Annotated in this window: 22 protein-coding genes; 1 reads left to right on the plus strand and 21 read right to left on the minus strand. The window is 49.0% G+C overall.

Translation table 11 applies throughout. The features are described 5' to 3' along the window. Nucleotides 1-160: 160 nt before the first annotated feature. From recG to REC12_RS14040, 5 genes are all read right to left on the minus strand, one after another. Nucleotides 161-2710 carry an ATP-dependent DNA helicase RecG gene (gene recG, locus REC12_RS14020; RefSeq protein WP_308895474.1) on the minus strand — a complete coding sequence of 850 codons (2550 nt, stop codon included), beginning with the start codon at nucleotides 2708-2710 and terminating at the stop codon, nucleotides 161-163. Next, nucleotides 2707-3570, minus strand: coding sequence for an L-serine ammonia-lyase, iron-sulfur-dependent, subunit alpha (gene sdaAA, locus REC12_RS14025; protein WP_308895476.1), 864 nt, complete (start codon nucleotides 3568-3570; stop codon nucleotides 2707-2709). The genes recG and sdaAA overlap by 4 nt, the downstream gene beginning before the upstream one ends. A gap of 13 nt (nucleotides 3571-3583) precedes the next feature. Beyond that, nucleotides 3584-4252, minus strand: a complete 669-nt coding sequence (gene sdaAB, locus REC12_RS14030) for an L-serine ammonia-lyase, iron-sulfur-dependent subunit beta (protein WP_308895478.1) — start codon at nucleotides 4250-4252, stop codon at nucleotides 3584-3586. Nucleotides 4253-4477: 225 nt separating this feature from the next. Further along, nucleotides 4478-6124: a fatty acid kinase ATP-binding subunit FakA gene (gene fakA, locus REC12_RS14035; RefSeq protein WP_308895545.1), complete on the minus strand. Its 1647-nt coding sequence runs from the start codon at nucleotides 6122-6124 to the stop codon at nucleotides 4478-4480. Between the two features lie 79 nt (nucleotides 6125-6203). After that, nucleotides 6204-6560: an Asp23/Gls24 family envelope stress response protein gene (locus REC12_RS14040; protein ID WP_308895481.1), complete on the minus strand. Its 357-nt coding sequence runs from the start codon at nucleotides 6558-6560 to the stop codon at nucleotides 6204-6206. A gap of 215 nt (nucleotides 6561-6775) precedes the next feature. On the opposite strand from REC12_RS14040, the gene rpmB reads away from it, so the two are divergent. Further along, nucleotides 6776-6967 carry a 50S ribosomal protein L28 gene (gene rpmB / locus REC12_RS14045; protein WP_308895482.1) on the plus strand — a complete coding sequence of 64 codons (192 nt, stop codon included), beginning with the start codon at nucleotides 6776-6778 and terminating at the stop codon, nucleotides 6965-6967. A 144-nt stretch (nucleotides 6968-7111) separates the two neighbouring features. On the opposite strand, the gene hslO is transcribed toward rpmB, so the two are convergent. The 16 genes from hslO to priA all read right to left on the minus strand — a co-directional run bounded on the left by hslO (nucleotide 7112) and on the right by priA (nucleotide 24269). Next, complete coding sequence (gene hslO, locus REC12_RS14050) at nucleotides 7112-7993, minus strand: Hsp33 family molecular chaperone HslO (protein WP_308895484.1); 882 nt, start codon at nucleotides 7991-7993, stop codon at nucleotides 7112-7114. Between the two features lie 312 nt (nucleotides 7994-8305). Beyond that, nucleotides 8306-8956, minus strand: a complete 651-nt coding sequence (locus REC12_RS14055; protein WP_308895485.1) for a thiamine diphosphokinase — start codon at nucleotides 8954-8956, stop codon at nucleotides 8306-8308. A gap of 1 nt (nucleotide 8957) precedes the next feature. Next, nucleotides 8958-9626 carry a ribulose-phosphate 3-epimerase gene (gene rpe / locus REC12_RS14060; RefSeq protein WP_308895487.1) on the minus strand — a complete coding sequence of 223 codons (669 nt, stop codon included), beginning with the start codon at nucleotides 9624-9626 and terminating at the stop codon, nucleotides 8958-8960. A 1-nt stretch (nucleotide 9627) separates the two neighbouring features. Continuing rightward, nucleotides 9628-10521, minus strand: coding sequence for a ribosome small subunit-dependent GTPase A (gene rsgA, locus REC12_RS14065; RefSeq protein ID WP_308895546.1), 894 nt, complete (start codon nucleotides 10519-10521; stop codon nucleotides 9628-9630). A 43-nt stretch (nucleotides 10522-10564) separates the two neighbouring features. Next, the gene (pknB, locus tag REC12_RS14070; RefSeq protein WP_308895488.1) at nucleotides 10565-12343 is read right to left on the minus strand and encodes a Stk1 family PASTA domain-containing Ser/Thr kinase; all 1779 of its coding nucleotides are present in this window, start codon (nucleotides 12341-12343) and stop codon (nucleotides 10565-10567) included. Nucleotides 12344-12352: 9 nt separating this feature from the next. Next, entirely contained in the window at nucleotides 12353-13756 is a 1404-nt protein-coding gene (locus tag REC12_RS14075; protein ID WP_308895489.1) for a peptidoglycan D,D-transpeptidase FtsI family protein, read from the minus strand. Beyond that, nucleotides 13756-15039, minus strand: coding sequence for an FtsW/RodA/SpoVE family cell cycle protein (locus REC12_RS14080; protein ID WP_308895490.1), 1284 nt, complete (start codon nucleotides 15037-15039; stop codon nucleotides 13756-13758). The genes REC12_RS14075 and REC12_RS14080 overlap by 1 nt, the downstream gene beginning before the upstream one ends. A gap of 4 nt (nucleotides 15040-15043) precedes the next feature. Beyond that, the gene (locus REC12_RS14085) at nucleotides 15044-15763 is read right to left on the minus strand and encodes a Stp1/IreP family PP2C-type Ser/Thr phosphatase (RefSeq protein ID WP_308895496.1); all 720 of its coding nucleotides are present in this window, start codon (nucleotides 15761-15763) and stop codon (nucleotides 15044-15046) included. Beyond that, nucleotides 15744-16193, minus strand: coding sequence for an FHA domain-containing protein (locus REC12_RS14090; protein WP_308895498.1), 450 nt, complete (start codon nucleotides 16191-16193; stop codon nucleotides 15744-15746). The genes REC12_RS14085 and REC12_RS14090 overlap by 20 nt, the downstream gene beginning before the upstream one ends. A gap of 54 nt (nucleotides 16194-16247) precedes the next feature. After that, nucleotides 16248-17048 (minus strand): FhaA domain-containing protein, encoded by an 801-nt coding sequence (locus REC12_RS14095; protein WP_308895499.1) that lies wholly within the window; start codon nucleotides 17046-17048, stop codon nucleotides 16248-16250. Then, nucleotides 17026-18108, minus strand: coding sequence for a dual-specificity RNA methyltransferase RlmN (rlmN, locus tag REC12_RS14100; RefSeq protein WP_308895501.1), 1083 nt, complete (start codon nucleotides 18106-18108; stop codon nucleotides 17026-17028). The genes REC12_RS14095 and rlmN overlap by 23 nt, the downstream gene beginning before the upstream one ends. 141 nt (nucleotides 18109-18249) lie before the next feature. Next, nucleotides 18250-19614: a 16S rRNA (cytosine(967)-C(5))-methyltransferase RsmB gene (gene rsmB, locus REC12_RS14105; RefSeq protein WP_308895503.1), complete on the minus strand. Its 1365-nt coding sequence runs from the start codon at nucleotides 19612-19614 to the stop codon at nucleotides 18250-18252. After that, nucleotides 19607-20293 (minus strand): zinc metallopeptidase, encoded by a 687-nt coding sequence (locus REC12_RS14110; RefSeq protein ID WP_308895506.1) that lies wholly within the window; start codon nucleotides 20291-20293, stop codon nucleotides 19607-19609. The genes rsmB and REC12_RS14110 overlap by 8 nt, the downstream gene beginning before the upstream one ends. A 72-nt stretch (nucleotides 20294-20365) precedes the next feature. Further along, complete coding sequence (gene fmt, locus REC12_RS14115; RefSeq protein ID WP_308895508.1) at nucleotides 20366-21328, minus strand: methionyl-tRNA formyltransferase; 963 nt, start codon at nucleotides 21326-21328, stop codon at nucleotides 20366-20368. A gap of 158 nt (nucleotides 21329-21486) precedes the next feature. Further along, nucleotides 21487-21939, minus strand: a complete 453-nt coding sequence (gene def / locus REC12_RS14120; protein ID WP_308895510.1) for a peptide deformylase — start codon at nucleotides 21937-21939, stop codon at nucleotides 21487-21489. A 74-nt stretch (nucleotides 21940-22013) separates the two neighbouring features. Next, nucleotides 22014-24269 carry a replication restart helicase PriA gene (gene priA, locus REC12_RS14125; RefSeq protein ID WP_308895511.1) on the minus strand — a complete coding sequence of 752 codons (2256 nt, stop codon included), beginning with the start codon at nucleotides 24267-24269 and terminating at the stop codon, nucleotides 22014-22016. Nucleotides 24270-24621: the final 352 nt, after the last annotated feature.

The following is a 24621-nucleotide window of genomic DNA, read 5'->3' on the forward strand; positions in this document are numbered from 1 at the left end:
CATCGCTGCTGCTTCGCCTCAACTCTTTTGTTTCTTTCTGATTCTATTATTCGTTGGAACAGGGAAATTCATACTCGGCAATTCTTGGCAAAGAGTTCATGTTTCTTTAAAAATAAAAGCGGTATCCAAATCAATGTGCTTAGCAAACAACTTCTTTTTTCTAATGTACGCCAATCTTTTCCGGCGGAAACAACCGCTCAACTTCTTGAAAAAGCAAGCGATATTTTTTTTGATCCTTTATGGCTTTCTGGACCAGTTGATAAGCCTTTTCCACCAGTTGACCGTCTCGGGAAAGATCCGCAAGGTGCAATTGCCCAAGCCCATGCTGCCGGGTTCCCAGCAGTTCACCAGTCCCGCGCAGCCGCATATCTTCTTCAGCAATTTTAAAGCCATCTTCCGTTTGACACAGAATATCCAACCGGCGGCTATAACTTTGCCCCGACAATAAAAAGCAATAGGATTGGTCGCTCCCCCGTCCAACCCGTCCTCTCAATTGATGTAATTGAGCCAGACCAAATCGCTCCGCAGATTCGATGACCATAACGGTGGCATTGGGAATATTCACACCAACTTCGACCACCGTAGTGGCTACCAGAATATCAATGTTTCCGGCTTGGAACTCAGACATTATCTCTTCCTTTTCCGAACCTTTCATCTTGCCATGCAGCAAAGCCACACAATAGTTGGGATAACGCTTGCCAAGCTCGCCGGCTCGCTGCGTCGCTGAAATGAGGTCAAGGGTTTCCGATTCTTCCACAAGGGGGCAGACAACATAAATCTGTCTGCCCAATTCTACTTGCTCTTCAAGAAATTTTTCTAGTTTCGGACGGCTGCGTTCCGTTAATTTCCTGGTAATGATCGGTTTGCGGCCTACAGGCATCTCATCAAGGACAGAAAGCTGTAAATCGCCATAGAGCGTCAAGGCCAACGTCCTGGGAATAGGTGTGGCCGTGAGCACCAAGACATGGGGACTCTCGCCTTTATTCTGAAGCAGTGATCTCTGGCGGACTCCGAAGCGATGCTGTTCATCCGTAATGGCCAGGCCCAAAGCCTTAAACACCACAGTATCTTGAATTAAGGCATGAGTTCCCACAACAACCTGGGCCCTGCCATCCTCGATCTTTGCCAAAATCTCTTCTCTTTCAGCTTTACCGTGACTGCCTAATAAGCAAACAACTGTGATTCCCAAAGGCGTGAACACTTTCTCAAGTGCTTGAAAATGCTGCAGAGCCAGGATCTCGGTAGGAGCCATCATAGCCCCCTGATATCCTGAGCCCACCGCCCGCAGCAATGCCGCCATGGCCACCGCCGTTTTGCCCGAACCTACATCTCCTTGCACTAAACGAGCCATCCCTTGAGGCCTGGCCATATCCTCAAATATCTCCTGGATCACCCGCTGCTGGGCTCCTGTCAGCCGGAAAGGCAGGCCCTGGTAGAAGCTTTGCACCTCTTCCTCCCCACCCGTCAGCTGCGGACTTCCAAGACGTACTAACCCCTGGCGCAAGCTGGCAAAGGCCAATTGCAAAAGAAGGACCTCTTCCCAGACCAAGCGATCTCTTGCTCTGGCTAAGCTGTCATAGTCTGTCGGCGCATGGATCTCCCGGTGCGCCTGTGCTCGGGCCATCCAGTTTTTCAATTCCTCATCCGGGATTATCTCGGGAAAGTTAATCTCAACTTCCGGCAACACATTTTGCATAATACTGCGAATGGCTTTTGAGGATAAACGGGCAGTTTCGGAGTATACGGGCAAAATTGCCGGTGAACCAGTCCCCCGCTCCATCTCAATATCTGTCACTAATAGTTCCGGAACCTGTTGCTGCCAGCGAACCTTTCCCGTCACAACGACTTGAGAACCAACGGGATATTGTTTAAGAATAAACGTTTGATTAAACCAAGTTGCCTGGATTAAGCGCCCTTGCTGCTCTATGCTCAGCTTAACCACCTTAAGCTTGCCTTTAATAACTTGTCCCGCTACGACCTGCCCTGCTAAGGTAGCTGTTTCTCCATCCTTTAACTCTGCAATCAGCCTTTTACGGCGATCTTCATACCTGCGAGGATAATAAAGAAGCAAGTCGACGACCTTATGAATTCCCAGTTTTTCAAGCTGCTTTGCTCTTTCCGGGCCCACTCCTTTGAGATACTGCAACGGTTTGTCTCCGCCGCCGGACTTCTTGACAGAGCCTGCCGTCTCTCCGGGGATTTTTTCTTGCTTATGTATTTGAATTTTGGAGTCGGTTTGGGTTTCCCCACAGACAGGTTTTCCCGAGTCACCAAAGTGTTCGTGATCTTGCTCTTTCTCAATGACCGGATGAACATTGGCGATCTGAGGTCCTATATTTTCCCTGTTCGGAAGCTCTGTCTCTTGACTTTGAGCGTTTTTTAAAACTTCAGCTGCTCCCGCTTCCCCTCCGGATACCTCACATTGACTATAGCGGTTTTGAGCCTCTAATAACATCTCTAACATAAAACGTCGTAATTCCGCAAAAGCATCACGCCGGCGCATAGGGCTCCAGGCCGGATAATTTTGAGCTAAGGTTCGCAACAATTCCATATCATACCCAGGGAACAATTGTTCGAGTCTGGGCAGGATTCCCCGTAAGAAACTATTAAATCCTCCCAAAACCCCTGTGTTCATGAAGCCTTGTTTTTCTTCAGCCAAAAGCGCTTTTTGAAAATTGTTCAGAACGAGCTGTATCTGGTTTAATTTCATAGAAAATCAGTCCGTATTTTTCGTCCCGTTGGAGTTATAGCCAGGCCGCCCTGGGCAGTTTCTTTTAAAGAACAAGACATTTGACGGCCAATATCCGCCATCGCATCGATCACCTCATCAAGCGGAATTGCACTTTTCACCCCTGCCAGAGCCATTTCCGCCGCCGTCAAAGCAATCATCGCTCCGGTAGCGTTGCGTTTGACACAAGGTACCTCTACCAGTCCGGCGACGGGATCACAAACTAACCCCAGCATAGACTTTAAGGCGATGGCCGCCCCATGTGCCGTCTGTCTTGGCGATCCCCCCGCCAATTCCACGGCCGCGGCCGCGGCCATAGCCGCCGCTGATCCGATTTCAGCCTGACACCCGCCTTCAGCGCCCGAAACATTGGCCCGCTCCGTAATAATAATTCCTAAACCCGCCGCAGTGAAAAGGGCGCCTATCAGTTCCTTTTCATCAGGGTGCATAATCTCTTCCACCGTCAGAAGAACTGCAGGCAAAACCCCGCAAGAGCCGGCCGTGGGGGCTGCGACAATTTTCCCCATGGAAGCGTTGACTTCAGCTACGGCTAAAGCCCTAGCTATTGCCCCGCTCATTCGCTCACCGATCAAAGTTGTTCCGGTTCTCCGACGTTCTTCGACTTTTGCGGCATCTCCCCCAACCAAGCCAGATACCGAACGGCGCTTGCCACTCAAACCGGCGTTGACGGACTCTCTCATGACCTTAAGATTTTTAGCCATGCGTTCCCGAAGAGCCTGCTCGGTTTGCTCCAAGTCATCGACTTGATTTTGCAGAACGACATCGCAAATTTTCAGCCCTTTGTTCTCGGCCTCAACAACCCAATCTTCATAAGCGCGCATCTTGCTACCCCTCCTATTCCAGTGGTTCAATCGCCAAGGCTTGCTTAATACTCGGAAGTCTCCGGGTTAGACCAAGCACGGCTTCGTCGATCTTTTGATCCGTCTCTAAAACCATAAGGGCCTGTGCTCCCTTCTTCTCCCTGGACACCCGCATGCGGGCTATATTTATCTGGGCGGTTGTCAAGAGCAAGGTCACTTGCGCCACAACCCCCGGTAAATCCTGATGTAAAATTACCAGGGTTGGGTAATCTCCCCGAATTTCTACGGGAAAATTATCGATTTGCCGAATCAGGATGGTTCCTCCCCCGATGGAGGACCCTACAACTTGAATCCTTCCTTCCCGTCCCAGTAAATCAAACTTTACTGTGTTGGGATGGACATCCCCAAGGTCGGCCGTTTCAAATCGGACTTTGAAACCACGTTCCCGGGCTATTTCAGGCGCCTCCGGAATTCGCTCATCATCCGGAGCCAGGCCCAGAAGGCCGGCGATTAAGGCTAAATTGGTTCCATGACCCTTTCCCGTTTGGGCAAAGGAGCCGTGGAGAGTTATAATTCCTTCAAGCGGCTCTTCGCCGAGAATCTTTCTGGCCATCGCGCCTAAGCGGACGGCACCGGCGGTATGGGAACTTGATGGCCCTACCATAATAGGACCAAGAAGATCAAAAACATTACTCTTACTCACTATTCCATCTCCCCAATATAACTCAGCTCTCTGACCAAGGTAAACAGCTTTTTATCCGACGACTAATCCCCCATAAGCCTCCCGCTTCTGCAAGCGGTGAGTTAAGAGCGGCTAAGTCCCTGGATAAGGGCGACTAAGAATCAGATGGAGTTAAACCTTCACCTGAATCAAGTCTTCTTTATAATCCTGAGGTAAAGAAAACCTCCGGAAAATCCGGAGGTTAACCTATTCCACACCAAAAATATAATAGTAGAGTGGTTGTTTACCGGGGTGGACCTCAACCTCCACATTCGAATCTTCTTCCTGCAGCCAGGTTTTAAGCCGTTCTACCTCTTGAGGCTCCGTATCTTCACCATAGAATATGGTAACCAAATCGTGCTCTTTCCAATCCATTTTTTCCAGGGTCCTTTTGGCAACTTCCAAAAGAGTTTGACCTGTTTCTACAATTGTATCCTCAACTAAGCCTAAGATATCTCCGGCGGCAATCGCTAAATCTCCAAATTGTGAATCCCGAACTGCATAAGTCACTTCACCGGAACGAACTTTCTCCAAGGAACGTTCCATATTCTGAAGGTTATCAGCGGCTTCTCCTTCAGGGTTTAAATTCAGAAGCGCTGAAATTCCCTGTGGTATGGACTTAGTGGGAATTACGTGGACCTTGCGGTCCGTGACCAGATCCTTCACCTGACGTGCCGCTAAAATAATATTTCCATTGTTAGGGAGTATAAATACCTGACGGGCCTGAACTTTGCGGACCGCACTCACTATATCCTCCGTACTCGGGTTCATCGTTTGTCCGCCAAAGACGACCTCATCAACACCTAAACTAAGAAAAACATCCGCAATTCCCTTTCCCATAGCAACTGCAACCACGCCAAACTCTTTTAAAGGCTGATCTGCCGGGGCAACCTTATCATTCAAGTCCTCCACAGATTCGGCTGTCTCCGACTTCAGAGCATGAGCCATAGCTTCATTTTGTTCTAACATATTGTGAATTTGAACTTGGTGCAGTGAACCCCACTGAATTGCGTAGTCTAGGATTTTACCGGGATTTTTGACATGAATATGGATCTTTACCACTTCAGGAGTTCCGACTACAAGCAAACAATCCCCACGGTTATATAAATCCTGACGTATCTGATCTACCTGCAAATCCGTTCCCTTAACCAAAAATTCCGTGCAGTACGGAAACTCTAAATTCTCAACCTGGATAAAGTCCTGTTTTGATCCGCTAGATCCAGAGTGTTCCAGAACGGGCTTTTGTTCCTGTCGGAATCCTTCCGCCATTACCGCTTCTCCGCTCAAAGCCCCTATCCATCCCTCAAAGATGATGAGAAATCCTTGTCCCCCTGCATCTACCACGCCCGCTTGTTTTAAAACCGGTAACATCTCCGGAGTTTTGGCGAGACATTCCAACCCCTTTTTGTGAGCCTCTTGCAGAGTTTCTAAAAGCGACCCGCCCGTTTTGGCTTTATTTACCGCTGCTCGCGCCGTCTCCCGGGAAACCGTAAGAATCGTCCCTTCAACAGGTCTCATAACCGCCTTATAAGCAGTATCTACCCCTGCCTGTAAGGCCTGCGCCAGTTGAAGAGAATTGGCGGAAACAAGCCCTTCCAGCCCCTTGGCAATCCCTCTCAGAAGCTGGGAAAGAATAACCCCCGAATTTCCGCGCGCACCCATTAAAGAGCCCATTGAGGCAGCTGTGGCGATATCACTAATCGAAGCTCCCGCCACCTTATCTGCGTCTCTGGCCGCGGATTGAATCGTTAAGAACATGTTCGTTCCCGTATCCCCATCCGGCACTGGGAAAACATTCAAGGCATCGACTTCCTGCTTCTTAAGTTCCAGTGCCTGTGCGCCGGCTGTCATCATTTGTTTCCATTCTTGCGCACTCAAAACGCTCTTTATATTTGAACCTGGTCTCAAAACAGTATCCCCCTACTCTTCTGCACTACTCTAAAACGCGAACACCCTGAACGTTCACATTCACATGGGACACGTTTAATCCCGTAAGTTTCTCCGTGGTATAACGGACGCGTTCCATAACATTAGCGGCAACTTGGGAAATTCTCACGCCATACCCTACAACAATATGGAGGTCGATCATAACTTCATTGTCTTTGATGGATACTACGACCCCTCTGGCCAAATTCTCACGCCCCAGTAAATCTACAAATCCATCGGTGATTTTACGTGAAGCCATACCCACCAAGCCATAGCATTCCACTGCCGTGGCACCGGCAATTGTCGCGATTACCTCTTCCGAAATCTCGATTTTCCCTAAGCTATTTATTATTTCCTTTCCCATAAAGGACCCTCCTCCATCAGCTTAGTTTACACAGATCACATTTTACCAAGTAAATGCCAAATGAGCAAAGAAAAATTTAGATATTTAGCCAAAAACAAAGAAAATAGTTTGAGATTCTGGCATTCGGCAAAATTAAATGGGAAAACCTTGCCAATCTCTCAGACTTTTGATAAAATACATAAGTGTCATTTCGGCTGCAAAGGAGGATTTAGAACATGGCCAATGTTTGTGCAGTATGCGGCAAAGGGGTTGTCACCGGATTTCAAGTCAGCCACTCCCATATAAGATCAAAGCGCACTTGGAAACCTAACTTGCAGAGCGTTCATGCTATTGTGAACGGTACTCCTGTTCGGATTAAAGTTTGTACCAGATGCTTACGTTCCGGCAAAGTCCAACGCGCTAGCTAATTAAAGGAGAACTTGGCCGCTGGCAAGCCATTAACGCAGCCTGCCGCCCAGTTGTACTTTTGCTGTAGAAAGTATTCAATGAAGTTATACTCTCTTGCAGTAGAATCAAAGCCCGACATTGTCGGGCTTTTTTCATTTCCCCCACTAGTTCTCCACGCTCTCCTTCAGAGCCTCTAATTCTTCTTTAGCGAATAAATACCGTTCGTTACAGAAATGACAAACTATTTCCGCCCTGCCATCAGCAATCAAGCTTTCAATCTCCTGTTTCCCTAAAGAGATCAGAGATTCACTTAAACGTGCTTTAGAACAGGTGCAGGAAAAGCCGACCGAACGGCGTTCCAAGACTTGATAGGGATGCCTCCCCACTAAGTTATCAAGCAATTGCTCCATGCTTTGACTCTCAGCCACTAATTCGCTAATCCCAACCTTTAACTGTCCGAGCAAACCTTCCAGGATTTGAATATCCTCTTCCGTTGCCCCCGGCAGAGGCTGGAGCAAAAATCCGCCGGCTCCGGCCACATGATAGTCTTTTTCCACAAGCACTCCAAGCAGCAGCGCCGATGGAATCTGTTCCGACGTCAATAAATAGTGGACAAGGTCTTCCGCAATTTCCCCGCTCACCAGCGGAACCATCCCCGTATAAATTTCTCCATTTTGTAAACTTCGGCTGACAGCCAGTTCACCCGCTCCTACAGCAGCCGCAACATCAAGTTTACCGGAAGGCTTAAGCGGCAAATCCACCCACGGTTCCCGGACATACCCCCGGACTTCTCCCTGAGCATTGCCTACGCTTACAACCCCCTGCAGAGGACCGTCCCCCAACAAGCGCAGAGTAATGCTCTCCTCACCTTTCAAGGAGCTCGCTAAAATAAGCGTACCTGTCATTAAACGGCCTAAAGCCGCGGCGGCAACCGGCGACAAATTATGACGTTGCCGAGCCTCCTCCACCGTATCCGTCGTCCTCACCGCAACCCAACGTGCCTTACCTTCAAGCATTGTGCCAATCCAAAGTTCATCCTGTTGCATTCATCGTTCGTCCCTTTATTTAAAATATTATAATCCAACTTATATTCACGTCCCCAAGGCGCCCACAGCGCCCCAACGCCGTCCCTTTCGTTCCCGCTCCAAAGCCCATCCTGCCCGTCCCTACCCCCGTCGACCCCCTAACCGGGAGGGTGTGATTTGCAGAGCGAATCCATTCAGCAGAGTCGCGTCCGGTGCGCTTGGATTGTGAGGAGTCAGCGGGGCAATGGTTCACTTCAGTATTGCCCGGAGGTTTTGCCCCGCTCTCCTCGCAATCAAGTGTGCCAGCGATGGCGCTGTGGTGAGCGGCGCAAATCACACCCTCCCATCTTTAAGCAAAATTAATAAAACCCATCCTTCATGCACCTCGATCCCAACCTCCTCTCCGAGACAAACATTACTCACCCCACGAGGAATGTCCTGACGCAAAACCCCATGATCCAAAGGATAATACAATCCTCTGGTACTGACAACAGCCTTCTCGGAAAGCGCTATCAAAGATAACTCCTGTCCCTGAAATGTCCGGATTTTTTCATTCCCGTGAAAAACCCACATTTCATGCCAGGGATCAGCTAAACGAATGCGATATCCTTGGTGAGCATAAGCCAGCATAAGAGATAAATTGCCCAGGAAATGGTCAATTCGTTTACCGGTCCCACCGTAAAGCCAAATATCACGCTCGCCTTCAAGCATTGCTTTTTTTTGGGCCTGTAAAAGTGCCAGCTCCAAGTCGGTCTCGTCTTTTTCACGAGGATAGCGTTCAATCAGGCAGTCGGCCTCTTGGCACTGCAGCAAATACTCCGGTAAAATCGAATCCAGGTCCCCGATAAGCCGATCCGGCATAAACCCCAAGCTCAAAGCGTGATTCGCGCCGCCATCAGCACAGATCAAATAATCGGCTTTTTCCAAAGCCTGTTTTCCCCATTCCGAATCCCAAGCGCCATTTGCTAATACCGCTATGATCATTTTATTCACTCCGAGTTAAACTTGCCGCTTGGCGAAGCCTTTCTACGGCAAGTTTGGGGTCCGCCTGATCAAACACGGCAGATCCGGCGACCAAGATATCGGCTCCCGCTAAAACAACCTGTGCCGCTGTCTCCAGGTTAATTCCCCCATCCACCTCAATCTGGCAAGGGGATTGCTTATGCTCAATATGGTGATGCAGAACCTGGATTTTCGGCAAAACATTCGGGATGAATTTTTGTCCGCCGAAACCGGGATTAACGGTCATTAGCAGTACCATATCCAAATCTTCCAGGATGTACTTGAGGCCGTCCAATTGGGTTGCCGGATTAAGCGCGATCCCGGCCGTAAGGCCCAGTTCTTTAATTTGCTGCACCACACGGTGGACATGTTGCGACGCTTCCAGGTGGAACGTAATATGATCCGCACCGGCGGCGGCAAACTCAGAAATAAAGCGTTCCGGCTCTTCTACCATCAAATGCACATCAAAGCGCATTTTCGAGTGCGGCCTGAGGGCTTTAACCAGCGCAGGTCCAAAGGTAAGATTCGGAACAAAATGTCCGTCCATGACATCAATATGTAAAACCTCAGCACCGGCCTCCTCAATCAGGTGCACTTGTTCCCCTAAGCGGGAAAAATCGGCGGATAAAATGGATGGGGCAAGTTGAATCATTTTAATATCTCCTTTCAGCGGCTATCACTTCTTGCAAAAATACTCGGTAATGTTCATAGCGGGTGCCGGAGATCTCCCCCTTTTCCAGGGCAGCTTTAATGGCGCAATTAGGTTCTTTATCGTGCAAACAGCTGCTAAAGCGGCATTCTCCCCGGCGCTCGGCAAATTCCGGAAAGTAATCGGCCAAGTCCTCACGTTTCATTTTCGGCAGAAAGAGAGAGGAAAAACCCGGTGTATCTGCCACTAATCCTCCGGCACAGACCATCAGCTCAACATGACGAGTCGTATGACGCCCCCGCTTCGACTTCTGACTTATTTCACCTGTTTTTAATTGCTTGCCATTAGATAATGCGTTAAAAAGACTTGACTTTCCCGAGCCGGAAGGCCCGGCTAAAACACTGATCTTCTCAGTTAAATGGTTTCTGAGTTCCTGGATGCCTATCCCTGTTTTGTTGGATACTTCAAACACAGTGTAACCTATTTGGCGGTAAACATCCGCGATCAGATACCGCCCCTCCGAGTCAGTTTGCACAGTTTCTTCCAGGTATTTGTCCAATTTAGTAAAAACCAGAAGCGGTTTAATTTCCGAGTCTGCGACCTGAATTAGCAAGCGGTCTAAGAGATTCAGATCAGGCTTGGGAGAGGTCATGGCAAAAACGAGAAGTGCCTGATCGACATTGGCGACGGTTGGCCGAGTCAAAAAGTTAAGTCTGGGTTCCACGCTCTCAATTCGGGCCTTGCTGTCTCCTTCGGGCAAGATTCGCACCCGGTCCCCCGGCAGAAAATCCTGGTCTTTGATGCGAAAACGACCGCGCAGAGAACATTCCCATACCCGGTCTTCCGCATAAACATAATAAAATCCGCCGTATCCTTTTAGTAAAACTCCTTCGATCATTCCAATTTCCTCACTAATCATTTGGCAGCGGCAACCCTGCCGCTTAAGGCTTGCCGTGATGACCTTTATTGTTCTTATTAGGTATTAGGCTTAAGATCTGAGCAAGCATGGTGGTGGCGTCCTTATCAATTTTTAGAGCAACAGGTCCGGGTCCGCGGGAAACGATCACCGTTACCTGGCTCCCTTGCTGGATCATTTCTCCGGGATTGGGAGTGGTGCTGATGACGACATCCTTAGGAATGGTCATAGAATCCTGTGTCTCCATCAGGGGAAACAAATTATTTTGCTGGAGTATAGCCTGGGCATCAGCGGAAGATTTATTAATCACATTGGGCATGTTAATCATCACCAAAGAAGGCCCGTCGCTGACTGTCAAATTAATCGGACTGCTTTTGGCCCAAGTCGCACCAGGCATCGGGTTTTGACCCGTGACATACCCTTTAGGCACTGTCGCACTGGGCTTGGTATCAACGGTTATTTTACCTGTAAAGCCTGCGTTCTGAATCATGTTTTCAGCGTCGGCCTGAGTCATCGACCCGGTGGTGGACACGTCCGGGAACTGCCCGGTATTCGGACCATCGCTTACCGTCACTTGAATTTCCCGGCTTTCTTTAACCGTTGAACCCGCCGCAGGGTCCTGTTCCATGATGACACCGTTCTGGAACTTATCACTGTTGGCATGCTTGACAGTCGGATTGAGCGTTAATCCGGAGGATTTAATATACTCTCCGGCCACCGGCACCGTCTTGCCAACGACATCCGGAACTTTGGTCAAACTGACCATAAAGTAGCTTTTAAAGGCGATTACACCCAGCACAAGAAGAACTGCGACGAGCCCTCCCGTGATCCACAGCCAACGTTTTTTCCTTTTCTTCTTCACGGGACCCAACTCTTTTTCCGCTTCCTGATCACGCACTGCAATAGGAGCCAGGATTTTGCCCATACCCTGGTGAGTCTGCGTAGCCTCCAGGTCGTCCGCCTGATATACTTCGGGTCGGGTAATGGGACGTCCGGCAAGAAGATGGTTCAGATCTTCCAACAGGTCCTTGGCCGAAGAATAGCGTTGTTCCGGTGACTTAGCAATGGCCCTCATGATGACTTGCTCCAATTCCTTGTCAACACGGGGGTTAATCTTGCTGGGCAGCGTTGGTTGTTCCTGAAGGTGCTTAAGAGCAATGGCAATCGGAGTCTCACCGTCATAAGGGACTTTACCGGTTATTAATTCATAGAGAATAATCCCCAAGGAATAAATATCCGACTGTTCATTGCTTTGCAGTCCTTTAGCCTGTTCGGGCGACAGGTAATGAACAGAGCCAATAATGTCTCCCGTATGCGTTACGGTTGCCGAGGAAACGGCTCTGGCAATGCCGAAATCCGTAACTTTTGCCCGCCCGTCCGCCGTAACCAAAATATTGTGCGGTTTTATATCCCTATGAATAATGTGATGCTCATGGGCGTTTTGAATGGCTCCGGTAATTTGACGGGCAAGATTAATCGTCTGGTCCGTGGATAAGGGAGCATATTCGCGAATAATTTCTTTGAGATTTCGCCCCTCCACATATTCCATAACGATATATTCGGTATCCCCTTCTTTGCCAACATCATAAACAGAGACGATATTAGGATGGGATAAGCTGGCGACGGCTTGGGCTTCCCTGCGAAATCGGCGAATAAAGTCTTCATCCGTGGCAAACTGCTCTCGAAGCACTTTGATCGTCACGACACGATTAAGCAGTTGGTCCTTAGCTTTATAGACAATCGCCATTCCGCCAGCCCCAATGCGCTCTAAAACCTCATATCGTCCTCCGAAGATTTTACTCACTAAATGCACCTACTTTCTGGCTAATGCTTCTTGCATAATTTGTCGCGCAATGGGCGCAGCTGCCCCTCCTCCAGTTCCACCATGTTCTACGAAAACAGCCACCGCAATTCGGGGGGTCGCAGCCGGTGCAAAAGCAATGTACCAGGCATGTGTCGTCTGGTTCCCCCCCGGCTCCGCCGAACCCGTTTTAGCCGCTACCTGAACGTCCGGCAAAGCCCCGGGAGAAGCTGTGCCATCAGTTACGGCCGTTATCATAGCACTTGTAATCTTATCCGCCTCTTCTTTGGAAAGTGCAGTTAACCAAGGCTGAGGTTGTTGTTCAAATTGTACATTCTGGGAAGGATCAAGCACTCGTTCCACAATGTGAGGAGTCATGATCACGCCATGATTGGCGATCCCTGCCGTAATCAAAGCCATTTGAAAGGGAGTAACCAAAACTTCCCCTTGGCCGAAGGCACTGGCCGCAAGGAGATTTATTGACAAAGAGTCAGGAACTTTAGCGGCATTTGTTATTTGACTCAAAGGAACATTAAGTTCAAAAGGAATCTTTTGACCAAAACCGAAGCCTTTGGCTGCCGAGAGAAAACTTTTATCCCCTGCCTGAACCCCGAACGTTGCAAAGTAAGTGTTGCAGGAGTCGGCTAAAGCCATATTATAGTTAACCCAGCCATGAGCTTTATCATCTTGCTCCGGAATAACCTGGCCGTTAATCACCGTAGACCCTGTACAGTTGTAAAGATCCGTAGTGTTTATTCCACTCCTGAATAAGGCGGCGGAGGTCACGACTTTCATGATCGAGCCCGGTGGAAAAAGAGAAAAAGCACGGTTTTCCAAGGGTCTCTCGCGCGTCTGATTGATAATGTCTTTCCAATGACTTTCTAAGTTTGTCGGATCAAACCCGGGCTGGCTCACCAAAGCCAGCACTTCACCGGTCTGAGGGTCTATGGCAATAGCCGCGCCCATTTTCCCTTTAAGGGCGTTATAAGCAACACTCTGCAGGTGAGAATCCAGCGTGAGAACTACATCATCCCCTTGGCGGGGAAGAGAAAAAAGCTGCTGAACTGTTTGCGTAGCCGTCGCGTTTTTAATTCCCATAAGCCAATTAGCCAGAGTTCCTTCCAGGCCCGAGGCGCCGAGCTGAACGGACGAATAGCCAAGAGTAGGCTCGTACATTTCGCCTTGAGGATAGACTCGAACCTTTTTTCCCTTGATCGTCTGAGTTTGTGCTATTATTTCGCCGTTGCGATCAAAAATTCCTCCACGAGTCACGCGGCTTTCCATGAGAATTAAGCGCCGGTTAGCCGGATTTTCCAAGAGAGTGTCCGACCGGACAACCTGCCAATAAACAAGCCCCAGACTCAAAACAAAGAAACTAAACGCTATACCAAGTGCTACGCGACGTACCCCTCGCATTATGTTGCATACTCCCTTCCTCTTGCCTTACTGCGCTGGGAACCCACCGCGGTGGCATTGGAAATATTCAGCAATACCCCAAGAAGGATAAAATGAACAAGTAAGGAACTTCCGCCATAACTTACCCAAGGCAGCGGTATCCCGGTCAAAGGAAGCAATTTAGTGACACCGGCCAGAATAATTAAGGTCTCCGTCCCCAGAAGAATGCCAATCCCCGCCGCTAAAATCTGTCCAAAGCGATCTTTCGCTTTTAAGCTTATAGAAAAAGCCCTCATCACCACGATGAGAAAAAGAACCAGGACGGCCATGGCCCCCGCAAAACCAAGCTCTTCCGCAATGACGGAAAAGATAAAGTCTGTGCTTGCTGCCGGCACTGTCGCAGCCCCTATCCCGTTGCCTAATCCTGTCCCCAAAATCTTTCCCCCACTGATGGCAAACAAGGATTGGGCAATTTGATAGCCCATACCCGTAGGGTCCTGCCAAGGATTCAGCCAAACCAAAACCCTGACGCGCACGTGCCTGAAAAGCAGGTAGCCCGCGCTTCCGACCACAAGAAAAATCGGCGCCGATATCATCAGGTATAGAGCACGTTCTGTTACAATGTAGATCATAAAAACAAACAGTGCATAAAAAACCAGGGCGGTTCCAAGGCTTTTCTGAGCGCCTAACAGGCCAAGAGAAAAAGCGGCCATAACCAGAAAAGGTCCTAAAGTCCGCCAATCCGGCAGCGAGAATTTCCCCCATTGCACAGTTCCGACCCGCAATAATTCTTCATTTTGTTCCAAATAGGTCGCCATAAATAAAAGCAGAGCGAGTTTCACAAACTCCTCAGGCTCAACGCCAACGCCCGCGATTCTCAGCCAGCTGGTTGCGCCGCCCGCCGCAAAGCCAAAGACAAGGGTGATCAACAGCAGGGCCACGGCCAGCAATCCCCAGAGATAGCGAAACCTGCTCAACCGGCGATAATCGCGCATAACCCATAATACGGAATAGAAAATCAAGTGTCCGATATTGGCCCACCAAAACTGGCGCAAAGCTGATTCAGGGCTGATCCGCACTAAAAAAACAAGCCCTAAAGCCATAATAGCCTGAACAACCGGAAGGACATAGGGGTCCCCTTGGTAATTAAGAACCTCTTCCAGCAAGCTTCCTAAAAGGACAATGGCCGTAAACATAATGGTCTGCCAAAGGAGTTGGTTTTTTTCTCCTCCCCATTTCAGCAGGCCGAATCCCAGCCACATCATTCCTATAATTATGAGGCGCGAGACGAAACGATGAATCATTGGCTTACTCCATAATACAGCATAAAGCTGTGAAATTATCCGGTGCACCCCGCTCTAAGATAAGCTGCCGCAAGCGTTCCAGCCGTTCTTCCCAAGTGCCCGGTTCTTTAAATTCCGCAAACAATTCCTGCTCACTGATTACATTGGAGACCCCATCCGTACATAAAAGGAAAACATCATCCGGTTGCAGGGTAATTCTCTGACAATCCACTTCAATTTCCTGATCAGCACCGACTGCGCGCATTAAAACATGACGTTGCGGATGTTTTTCGGCTTCTTCCAAAGAAATTTGACCTAAACGCACCAGCTCGCCCACCAGAGAGTGGTCTTTCGTCAAGGCTGTCAACTCTTCATTGCGCCAAAGGTAGGCCCGGCTGTCTCCGGCATGAGCAATGACAGCCTTTAAGCCCCTGACGAGCAGCACTGTAAGAGTCGTACCCATTCCTGCATTTTCGGGCTCTGTTGTCGAAGATTCATAAACTACCCGGTTGGCCTGAGCAAAGGATTCAACGAGCCAGCCTTCCAAATCTTGATCCGTCTGATCTTTCAACTCAGGAGCCAGTTTTTCCAATTCACGCAGGGCCGTCGAAGAAGCAATCTCTCCGGCCCGATGTCCTCCCATGCCATCGGCCACGGCGAAAATTCCCTGATCAGATAACACTAAAAAGGAATCTTCATTATTTTTGCGAATACATCCTTTTTCACTAAAGCTTAGCACTCTCATTTTGCCACCTCGAGTATTGGAATGTGATACTTCCAATTTTCACATAATCTCCGGCCACCAATTGAACCGGAGAATGAATTTGCTCGCCGTTTACCCATGTACCATTCGTGCTTCCAAGGTCTTCAACAAAGGTTTGTCCCTTTTGGCAGCGAAAAACGGCATGATCGATTGAAGCAAAATGATCTGGTAAAACAATATCATTATGCTTTCCGCGTCCTAAACGCAGTCCTTTCCCATCAACCTTGAAAATCCGGCCTCTGGAAAGGGTTTCTGTGCCTGTTAAAACTTCTAACCGTCCGAATTCTTGATTGGAACGCTGAAACATCCCCTTAAACTGCAGGTCTGCCAAAAGCGCCGTAAAAATTCTAAAAATGAAAAGATAGATTAAGGCGACAAAAACCAGTCGTCCGATCACTGTAACAACTTGCATACAACCCTCCAAATTCACTAATCAGAGAGTACACCCGACAGTCAGCCAACCGCATCACGGCAAAGGGGTTTTTTGAATAACCAGAACACTTTGTCCAATTTGGATGCGATCACCTGGAGCTACTGTCTGATGAGTAATCCTTTGACCGTTTACCAAGGAACCGTTAGTACTCCCCAAATCATCAAGCCACCACCCATTTTCTCCGGAGGCAATCTTTAAATGCCGCCTAGAGACCTCGGGATCATGGAGAACAAGGTCACACTGTCCATGCCGCCCGATAAAAACAGCAGCACCGGTCAAATTAAAGGACTGACCTAAATCCGGTCCTTCTATAATTTCGAGAAAGTAATCTGAATTCCTTCCTAAGCTGTTCTCAAGCTTCAAGTTTGTCTTGACACCTTCTCTGAAGATCGTTGTGCTTTCACGCCAATTCGATTCATTCGGAGAGTCATTTTCCTTTTCTTCGTCATCTCCCCAGTCTACATCGATGGAATCATCAAAATCGACTTCTATAATCATTTCCCGGGGATTGACAGTGTCATCCGAATGCAGCTCGATGGCCGGTTTGGATAAGAAGGTATAGCCTTCACGTTGGGCTTCAGCGTATAAATACTTCGATAATTCAATGAGAAAAACTTCGCCAAAACTAGCTAAAGGGCCCCAATCGCTGGAATGCAGATAAACTCGGTAAATATTCGGCACATATACTTGAGAAATACTAATCTGCTTATTTCTAAGCATAGCTTTAGCCAGTTCTTTAGCAAGTTCTACCGGTTGAAGCCGAGCTCCCCCTTTTTTGAAAGCACCTGTAAAAAGAAACTCGGCCATTCCTTCAAATCGTGCCAATAGATTCATTGTTTCCCACCCTCCACTGTCGTCGAAGTTGACCACAAGCTGCGTTTATGTCTGTGCCCCGCTCCTCACGCCAAGAAACGGAAATCCCTCCCGCTTCTAAGCTATGAGCGAATCTCTTAAGTTTTTCTAAATCGGGGCGTTCTAAACCGGTTCCCGCCACCGGATTTACCGGAATCAAATTGACATGTCCCAATTGGCCTTTCAACAAGCGGACAAGGGCCTCGGCCTGCTCGCGATTGGCGTTGTCGGCAGTTAAGGCCACCTCAAAGGTAATTCTCCGACGAGTGATTGTTGTATATTCGCGGCACGCCTCCATGAGCTGGGCCAAAGGATAACGGCGATTCATAGGAACCAGCCGGTTTCTTGTCTCATCATCCGCCGCGTGCAGTGAAACGGCCAGACCCACCTGGGAGTTGTCCCTGGCCAGTTGGATGATTTGAGGAACGACACCACTCGTCGAAACGGTCATCCGCCGCATACCGATATTTAAGCCCCGCTCCTGATTCATAAGCGAGATTGCTCTGAGCACTTGCTCATAATTCAGCAGCGGCTCACCCATGCCCATAAAGACAACGTTGGTCACCTGAAAATCGGGATCTTCCTGACGGATAAAACGAGTTATATCCAATACTTGACCCAGAATCTCTCCCGCCGTCAGGTTTCTGCGCAAACCCTCCATGCCTGTAGCACAAAAGGCGCACCCTACCGCACAGCCTACCTGAGTGGAAACGCAAACAGTATGCCTGTCCCTGGACTGTTCCCGCGCATAATCCATCAAAACACACTCAATTAGTTCCCCGTCAGCCAGACGGAATAAATACTTGCGCGTTCCATCAACCGAGCGCTGCTCCTTCACGCGTTCCAGTGGCTGAAGCTGCAAGCGGGAGGATAATGCCAAACGGTCTTCTTTGCCAATATTGCTTATTTCACTCCAAGATCGCACTGCCTTTTGCTGAACCCATTGAAACAACTGCAAGGCTCGGAACCGCTTCAGCCCCAGTTCCTGGCAGACTTGTCTTAAGTCCTCTTCAGTGCAGCTTCGTAAATCGTACGTATCCATACCAATTATTATTCACCCAATTCATTCCAGTTAAACTTCAGTATCAAAGAAAACTTATTGGCCGTCCATGGCCTGCGGTCCCTTCCCGCCGTCCATGGCTTCAGGGACACTTGGCCGTCCATGGCCTGCGCTCGGGAGAAGCTATGCTTCCGGGGCGGTGCGGCGAAATTTGGCCAGAAAGAACCCATCGGTGCCGTGGCGCTGAGGCAAAAGCTGGAGCATTCCCTTAGCCGCCTGTTGAAGGTCCCTGGCATCTTCAAGTTTAAAAGGCAAGTCGTCAGCTAAATTCACCAGCTCAAATTCCGGATGGGCCGAGCGGAACTTCTTGACTAATTCGAAGTTCTCTTCCGGCTCGATAGTGCAGGTCGAATAGATTAAACTTCCGCCTACTTCAACACAAGAGGCGGCTCGCTCCAGAATTGCCAGCTGAAGCGCGGGCAGCTCCTGCAGACCTTGTTCCGTCTTTTGCCAGCGAAGATCTGCCCGTCTCCGCAGAACCCCCAGACCGGAACAAGGCGCATCCACTAAAACCCGCTGTTGGGAGTAAGGTTTTATCTCCGGCAGTTCTCTGGCATCCCCTAATTGGGTTTTTATACAAGTTATGCCTAATCTCCGGGCCAACTGGTCAATCAGCTCCAGCTTATGGGCATGAACGTCAAAGGCAAGAATCGTCCCCTCATTGCACATCATTTGGGCCAGATGCGTCGTTTTGCCGCCAGGGGCGCTGCAGGCATCCAGAACACGCTGACCCGGCTGAGGAGCTACGACATGCGCGACTAATTGTGAACTTTCATCCTGCACTGTGAAAAAGCCGGCTTGAAAACTCTCCAGCCGCTCTATGGCCCCAAAATTTTGGATTTTTAGACTTTCGGGTACTCTCGTCCCCAGTTCAACGCCGACTCCTTCCCGGGAAAGCTGTTCCGCCAAATCCCCGCGGGAAATTTTCAGCGTGTTCGCCCGAATCCAAGTCTGGGCAGGAGCATTGTTAGCCTGACACAAGGCTTCGGTTTCATCCCTTCCCCAGCGTTTTAACCAGCGCTGAATCATCCATTCCGGGTGGGAATAACGCACAGAAAGATAACGTACCGCCTCCCGTCGGGGGTCCGGCCAGGAAATTTCCCAGCCCTTCGTCAGCACTTTGCGCAGGACAACATTAACTAAGCCCGTAAACTTGGGAAAGGGTTTTGTCAACTCCACACTTTCATGGACGGCTACTGCCGGAGGAACCTTGTCAACATAAAGCAATTGGAAAGCTCCAATTCTCAAAATCGCCCGAACCTCATGGGGCAGAGCGGACATCGGCTTGCTCAAATGAAGGCGCAGGGCATAATCCAAGGTCAGCTTATGTTTTAACACACCGTTCACCAATAACGTCACAAATTGGCGTTCCCGGGGGTCAGGTAATCCGGCAATCGTTTTTTGTAATAAGAGATTAGCATAAGCCCCTTCTACCTCAACTCTGGTCAGGATATGGACAGCCGTCTCTCGTGAGCTCTCTCTAGTCATCCCGTCTACCCTGGGCAATCAAGACAAACCGCGCTAACTGGAGCACCGCTGCCAAAGCTGCGGCAACATAGGTCAAAGCGGCGGCATTAAGTACCGAACGGGCGCCGCGCACCTCCTCGCTCCCCAGCAATCTGCCCTCCTGCAAAAGAACTAAAGCCCTGTGACTGGCGTTAAATTCCACCGGCAAGGTAATTAATTGAAATAAGACGGCAAAGGTAAACACTAAAATACCCAGTTGCAGAAGCCAGCCAAAACTGGGCATAAACAGTCCAATCAGAATTAAGATCGGCCCTGCCCCGCTGCCGAAATTAGCGACAGGAACGAAAGAAGACCTGAGCTGCAAGGGAAAATATCCCGCGGAATGCTGGAGAGCGTGGCCGGTTTCATGAGCCGCCACCGCCACCGAAGCCAGAGAACTCCCATGATACACGTCACTGCTCAGGCTAACGACGCGGGAACGCGGATCGTAGTGGTCGGAAAGATTGCCCGAAATGGCCTCCACCCGCACATCATAAAGGCCGTTGCTGTTTAAGATTGCCCTGGCCGCCTGAGCGCCGGTAAGACCTGACTGGGCTCGGACCCCGGAGTAATGCTTATAGGCAGAAGAAATTTTAAATTGTGCATATAGGGATAATAGAATAGCGGGAATTAAAAGAACCATGGTGGGATCCCAAAACATAAAAACAGACCTCCTTTTCAAATCCCAAATATGGTTTCCGGAAGAATTGCCCTCTGACTTGCTGAAGCTTCTTTAACTGAACTGTTCTCCAAGCTGACCATGCCGGCCGTTAAAGAAATCGCGTGCAGACATGGGGCGTTTCCCCGCCGGTTGAACTTCCAAAAGCCAAAGGGTTCCGTTCCCCGTCTGAACCAGTAACCCGTCCCCCGAAACTGCGAGAATTTGCCCTGAAGACGGAATGCAGTCCTCAGGAGCCGCTTTTTCTGTTACTTGGTTTTTCTCCGAAGGGAATACCGTGCTGCGCCAGACCTTAAGATTTTCGCCGCGAAATACCGTAAACGCACCCGGCCAGGGATTTAAGCCGCGAATCTGGCGATGTAATTCAACGGCCCCGGAAGTCCAATTAAGCTGCTCGTGTTCCCTTTTTAAAAGGGGAGCATAATTGGATTCCCCGGTTTGCGGAACCGATCTTAGGGTTCCTTTTTCCAGCTCACGCAAGGTAGCAATGAGGACATCTCCTCCCAGAGATGCCAATTTATCGTGAACCTCACCCATAGTCTCTTCTTCAGAAATTGGAACATCCCGTGTCAGTAAAATATCCCCCGTATCCAAACCTTCATCCATTTGCATTGTCGTCACCCCCGTGCGCGTTTCCCCACGGATGAGAGCCCAATGAATCGGCGCCGCCCCGCGATAGGCGGGAAGCAGAGAGGCATGAACATTAATACAGCCTTGGGGGGGCAAGTCTAAGATTTCCTTGGAGAGAAGCTGTCCATAAGCGACTACGATGATACAGTCCGGGGATAGCTCTCGCAAGCGTTGGATTTCCTCCGCAGTTTTTAGTTTAACAGGCTGAAAAATCGGCAGGTTCAGCTCTTCAGCCGCAGATTTAACGGGGCTGGGCTTTAACTTTTTCCCGCGTCCTGCCGGTCTGTCAGGCTGAGTAAACACCCCGACAACTTCATAACCATGATTTACCAAGGCACGCAGAGAGGGTACCGCAAAATCAGGTGTACCCATAAAAACTATACGCATACCCATTCTCCTTTAGCGAAGCTCAAAGCTCGAAATTTGAGGTTTGAAACACAGGGCCTAAACCAAGAAGCCTCTGATTAAGCCAAACTTGTGCCTCCGATACTCTACAATATGCTCCATCTCGTACTTCTTGCTTCATATTTATGACTCATACTGAATTACTTTCTATAGGTTTTCTTAGCCACGTCGACAAAAAGAATCCCTTCCAAATGATCAATTTCGTGCTGCAAAGCTCTGGCCATTAAGCGATCCGCCTGAATATCAAGCATTTTCCCTTCACGATTTAAGCCCTGAACGCGAACCTTCGCCGCGCGCACCACATCTCCCGTCATATGAGGAATGCTGAGACAGCCTTCCTCGGCAACCGCCTCTCCTTCTTCCTCCAGGATCACCGGATTAATCAGTTCCAGCAGAACATCCCCGACTTTGACGACAATGACTCTTTTGGAAACTCCTATCTGCGGTGCCGCCAAGCCCACTCCATCCGCTGCTATCATAGTCTCCACCATATTATCCAAAAGCTTAGTGATTGAAGAATTTACCTCTTTAACTTTTTTGGCTTTTTCCCGCAATATATCTGCACCAATTTCTACAATTTGATAAACTGCCACGGTAATACCCCTTTCTCCTTTAGATCATTCTTTTGTTTCTGTTTGTCTTCCTCAGCACCGGAAAACGACACTGCCTAATTGGCCAGCGGATCTACTTCAATATTTAATATAATACCACTGCTGGCCGAACTTTTGAAAAAATCCCGTAATCCATGATGCAAAAACTCCCGCAGTTCATCAAGACGCACCCCTCTGACCGACACTTGCCAGCGCCAGTGATTTCTAAGCCTCGCTAAAACAGCTTGGGCCGGCCCAAGGATGTCTAAATCAGTATTTCCAAATTCAGGATCTTGCATTCTTTCCCGCAGGCAGGCCCCTAAATGATTTGCCCCCCTGATCACCCGTTCTTCCTGTTCATGAAGAAGCAGAACACGAATGATATGGGTAAAGGGGGGATATCTGCGGACCTTGCGGTAGTGAATCTCTTCCCAAAAGAACCCCTCAAAATCATGGCGGGCAGCTCTTTCAATCGCACTGTCTCCCGGAGAATAGGTCTGGATCACCACATCTCCCGCCTTTTCACTCCGCCCCGCTCTGCCGGCGACTTGAGTCAGCAGCTGAAACGTTCGCTCTTTGGCCCGAAAATCCGGCATGTTAAGCATTTGATCGGCAGCAATGACCCCTACTAAAGTGACATTGGGAAAATCCAGCCCTTTCGCCATCATTTGTGTGCCGACCAAAATGGAGGCTTTTTGCTGGCGAAATCTCTCCAAAATGGTTTTATGAGCCTCCCCAGTGCGCGTTGTATCAAAATCCAACCGCAAAATCGACGCCTCCGGCAGCAAGCCCTGAAGCTCCTCCTCAACTCTTTGCGTGCCTTGCCCGAAAAAACGGATATACCGGCTCCCGCATTTAGGGCAGGTCAGGGGCGGCTGCTCCTTATGATCGCAATAATGGCAGCGCATCGCCTGCCCTTGGCTATGATAAGTTAAAGCTACGTCACAGTTAGGACAGCTTACAACATAGCCACACTCCCGGCAAACAACAAAGGTGGAATACCCGCGGCGGTTTAAGAAGAGCATGGCCTGCTCTCCCAAGGCCAGGCAGGCCCGGAGCTTTTGTTGCAAAAGGTGAGAAAACATACTGCGGTTGCCCTGCATCAGTTCTTTTCTCATATCCACTATTTCAACGGGAGGAAGCAGACTTTTGCCAACGCGCTGACTCATAGTCAGCAAACAAATTTTTCCGGATTTTGCCGCGGCATAGGCTTCTAAAGAGGGGGTTGCACTTCCCAGCAGGACAACCCCTTTCAACTGCTCCATTCTTTTGCGGGCTACCTCCCGAGCATGGTATTTGGGATTCTCATCTTGTTTGAACGCGCCATCGTGTTCCTCATCTAAGATAATCAACCGCAAGTTCGCTAAAGGAGCAAAGACCGCCGAGCGCGCTCCGATCACAATCCGTTTTTTCCCTGTCAGAATATCAAGCCAGGCTTGCATTTTTTCCTGAGCGCGCAAACCTGAATGTAATATTATCACATTCTCCCCAAATTGGGTTTCAAAATAACGAGCAACCTGAGTTGTTAAGGAAATTTCCGGTACTAAAAGAATGGCATCTCCGCCCTGAGAGATCACATGAGCAATAAGTTCCCGGTAAACGTCTGTTTTTCCGCTGCCCGTCACTCCATGCAATAAGACAGTTTGAGGCAAACCTTCCGCCAAAGCTGTCCTGACACTTCTTACGGCGGCCGTCTGCTCAATTGATAATTCATACGTTCTTTCTTTAACCTCCGGAGATCTTGGGAGACTAGTTTCCCGCTTCCGCCCAGTCCCAGCGGAAACGAAACGAGTTTCTTGCCGCACCCAGCCTTTTTGGAGCAAAAGATCGAGTGTCCCGTCGGAAATGTTCGCCCGTTTTAAAAAAACATTGCGGGGAATCTCTTTATTTCGTGTGCGGGAAAGAACCTCAACAGCTCGAAAAGCATCGTCATTAAGCCAGCGAAACGTCTGCACATCAGGATCGTCTAAAGAAACAAGAAGAGTCACCCGTTCTTGCATCTTGCCCTTAAGCAGCGGCCAAACGGTATGTAAACACTGAGCAATTGAGCAAAGCGTCGTTTTCGCTAACCACTGCGCCAGTTCAATCAGATCAGGCGGTATAAGACTATTCTCATCCATAATCTCCAGGATCGGTTTAAGAGTAATGGTTTCCAGTTCTTCCGGCAGATTTGAAGTCAAGCCAACGACAAGCCCCTGTACTTTGCGATTCTGAAGATTAATCAGTACTCTCATCCCAATTTTCAGCTCAAAGTGTTCCGGGACGAGATAGTGATAACTTTGGTCTAAACGTCGATTAGCTACATCCACCAGAATTTCAGCATAGCGCAACATGACGACTCCTCATCTGAAAAATTCAGCAAACTTTAGGTTTGTTTTTGAAGTACTTTTAAGTCCAAAACAAAAGGCTAGGAACAACTTTTCTTATTTTATCATATTACGAGCTTCTTATATAATTAAAGATTTATTAACAAATTTATCCGCTGACTAATCGCTCTAAGACTTCCGCTGCTGCAAGCGGTGAGTTAAGAGCGGCTAAGTCCCTGAATAAGTGCGACTAAGATTCAGATGGAGTTAAAACTCCACCTGAATCAAGTCTTCTTTATCCTCAGCCAGGCACAAACTATAAAAGTCTTGTCAAACCGGAGCAAATTATGATATGCTTCTTGCAGCGAACAAAACTACC

It is taken from the genome of Candidatus Desulfosporosinus nitrosoreducens (genome assembly GCF_030954495.1).
In the GTDB taxonomy this organism is placed as follows: domain Bacteria; phylum Bacillota; class Desulfitobacteriia; order Desulfitobacteriales; family Desulfitobacteriaceae; genus Desulfosporosinus; species Desulfosporosinus nitrosoreducens.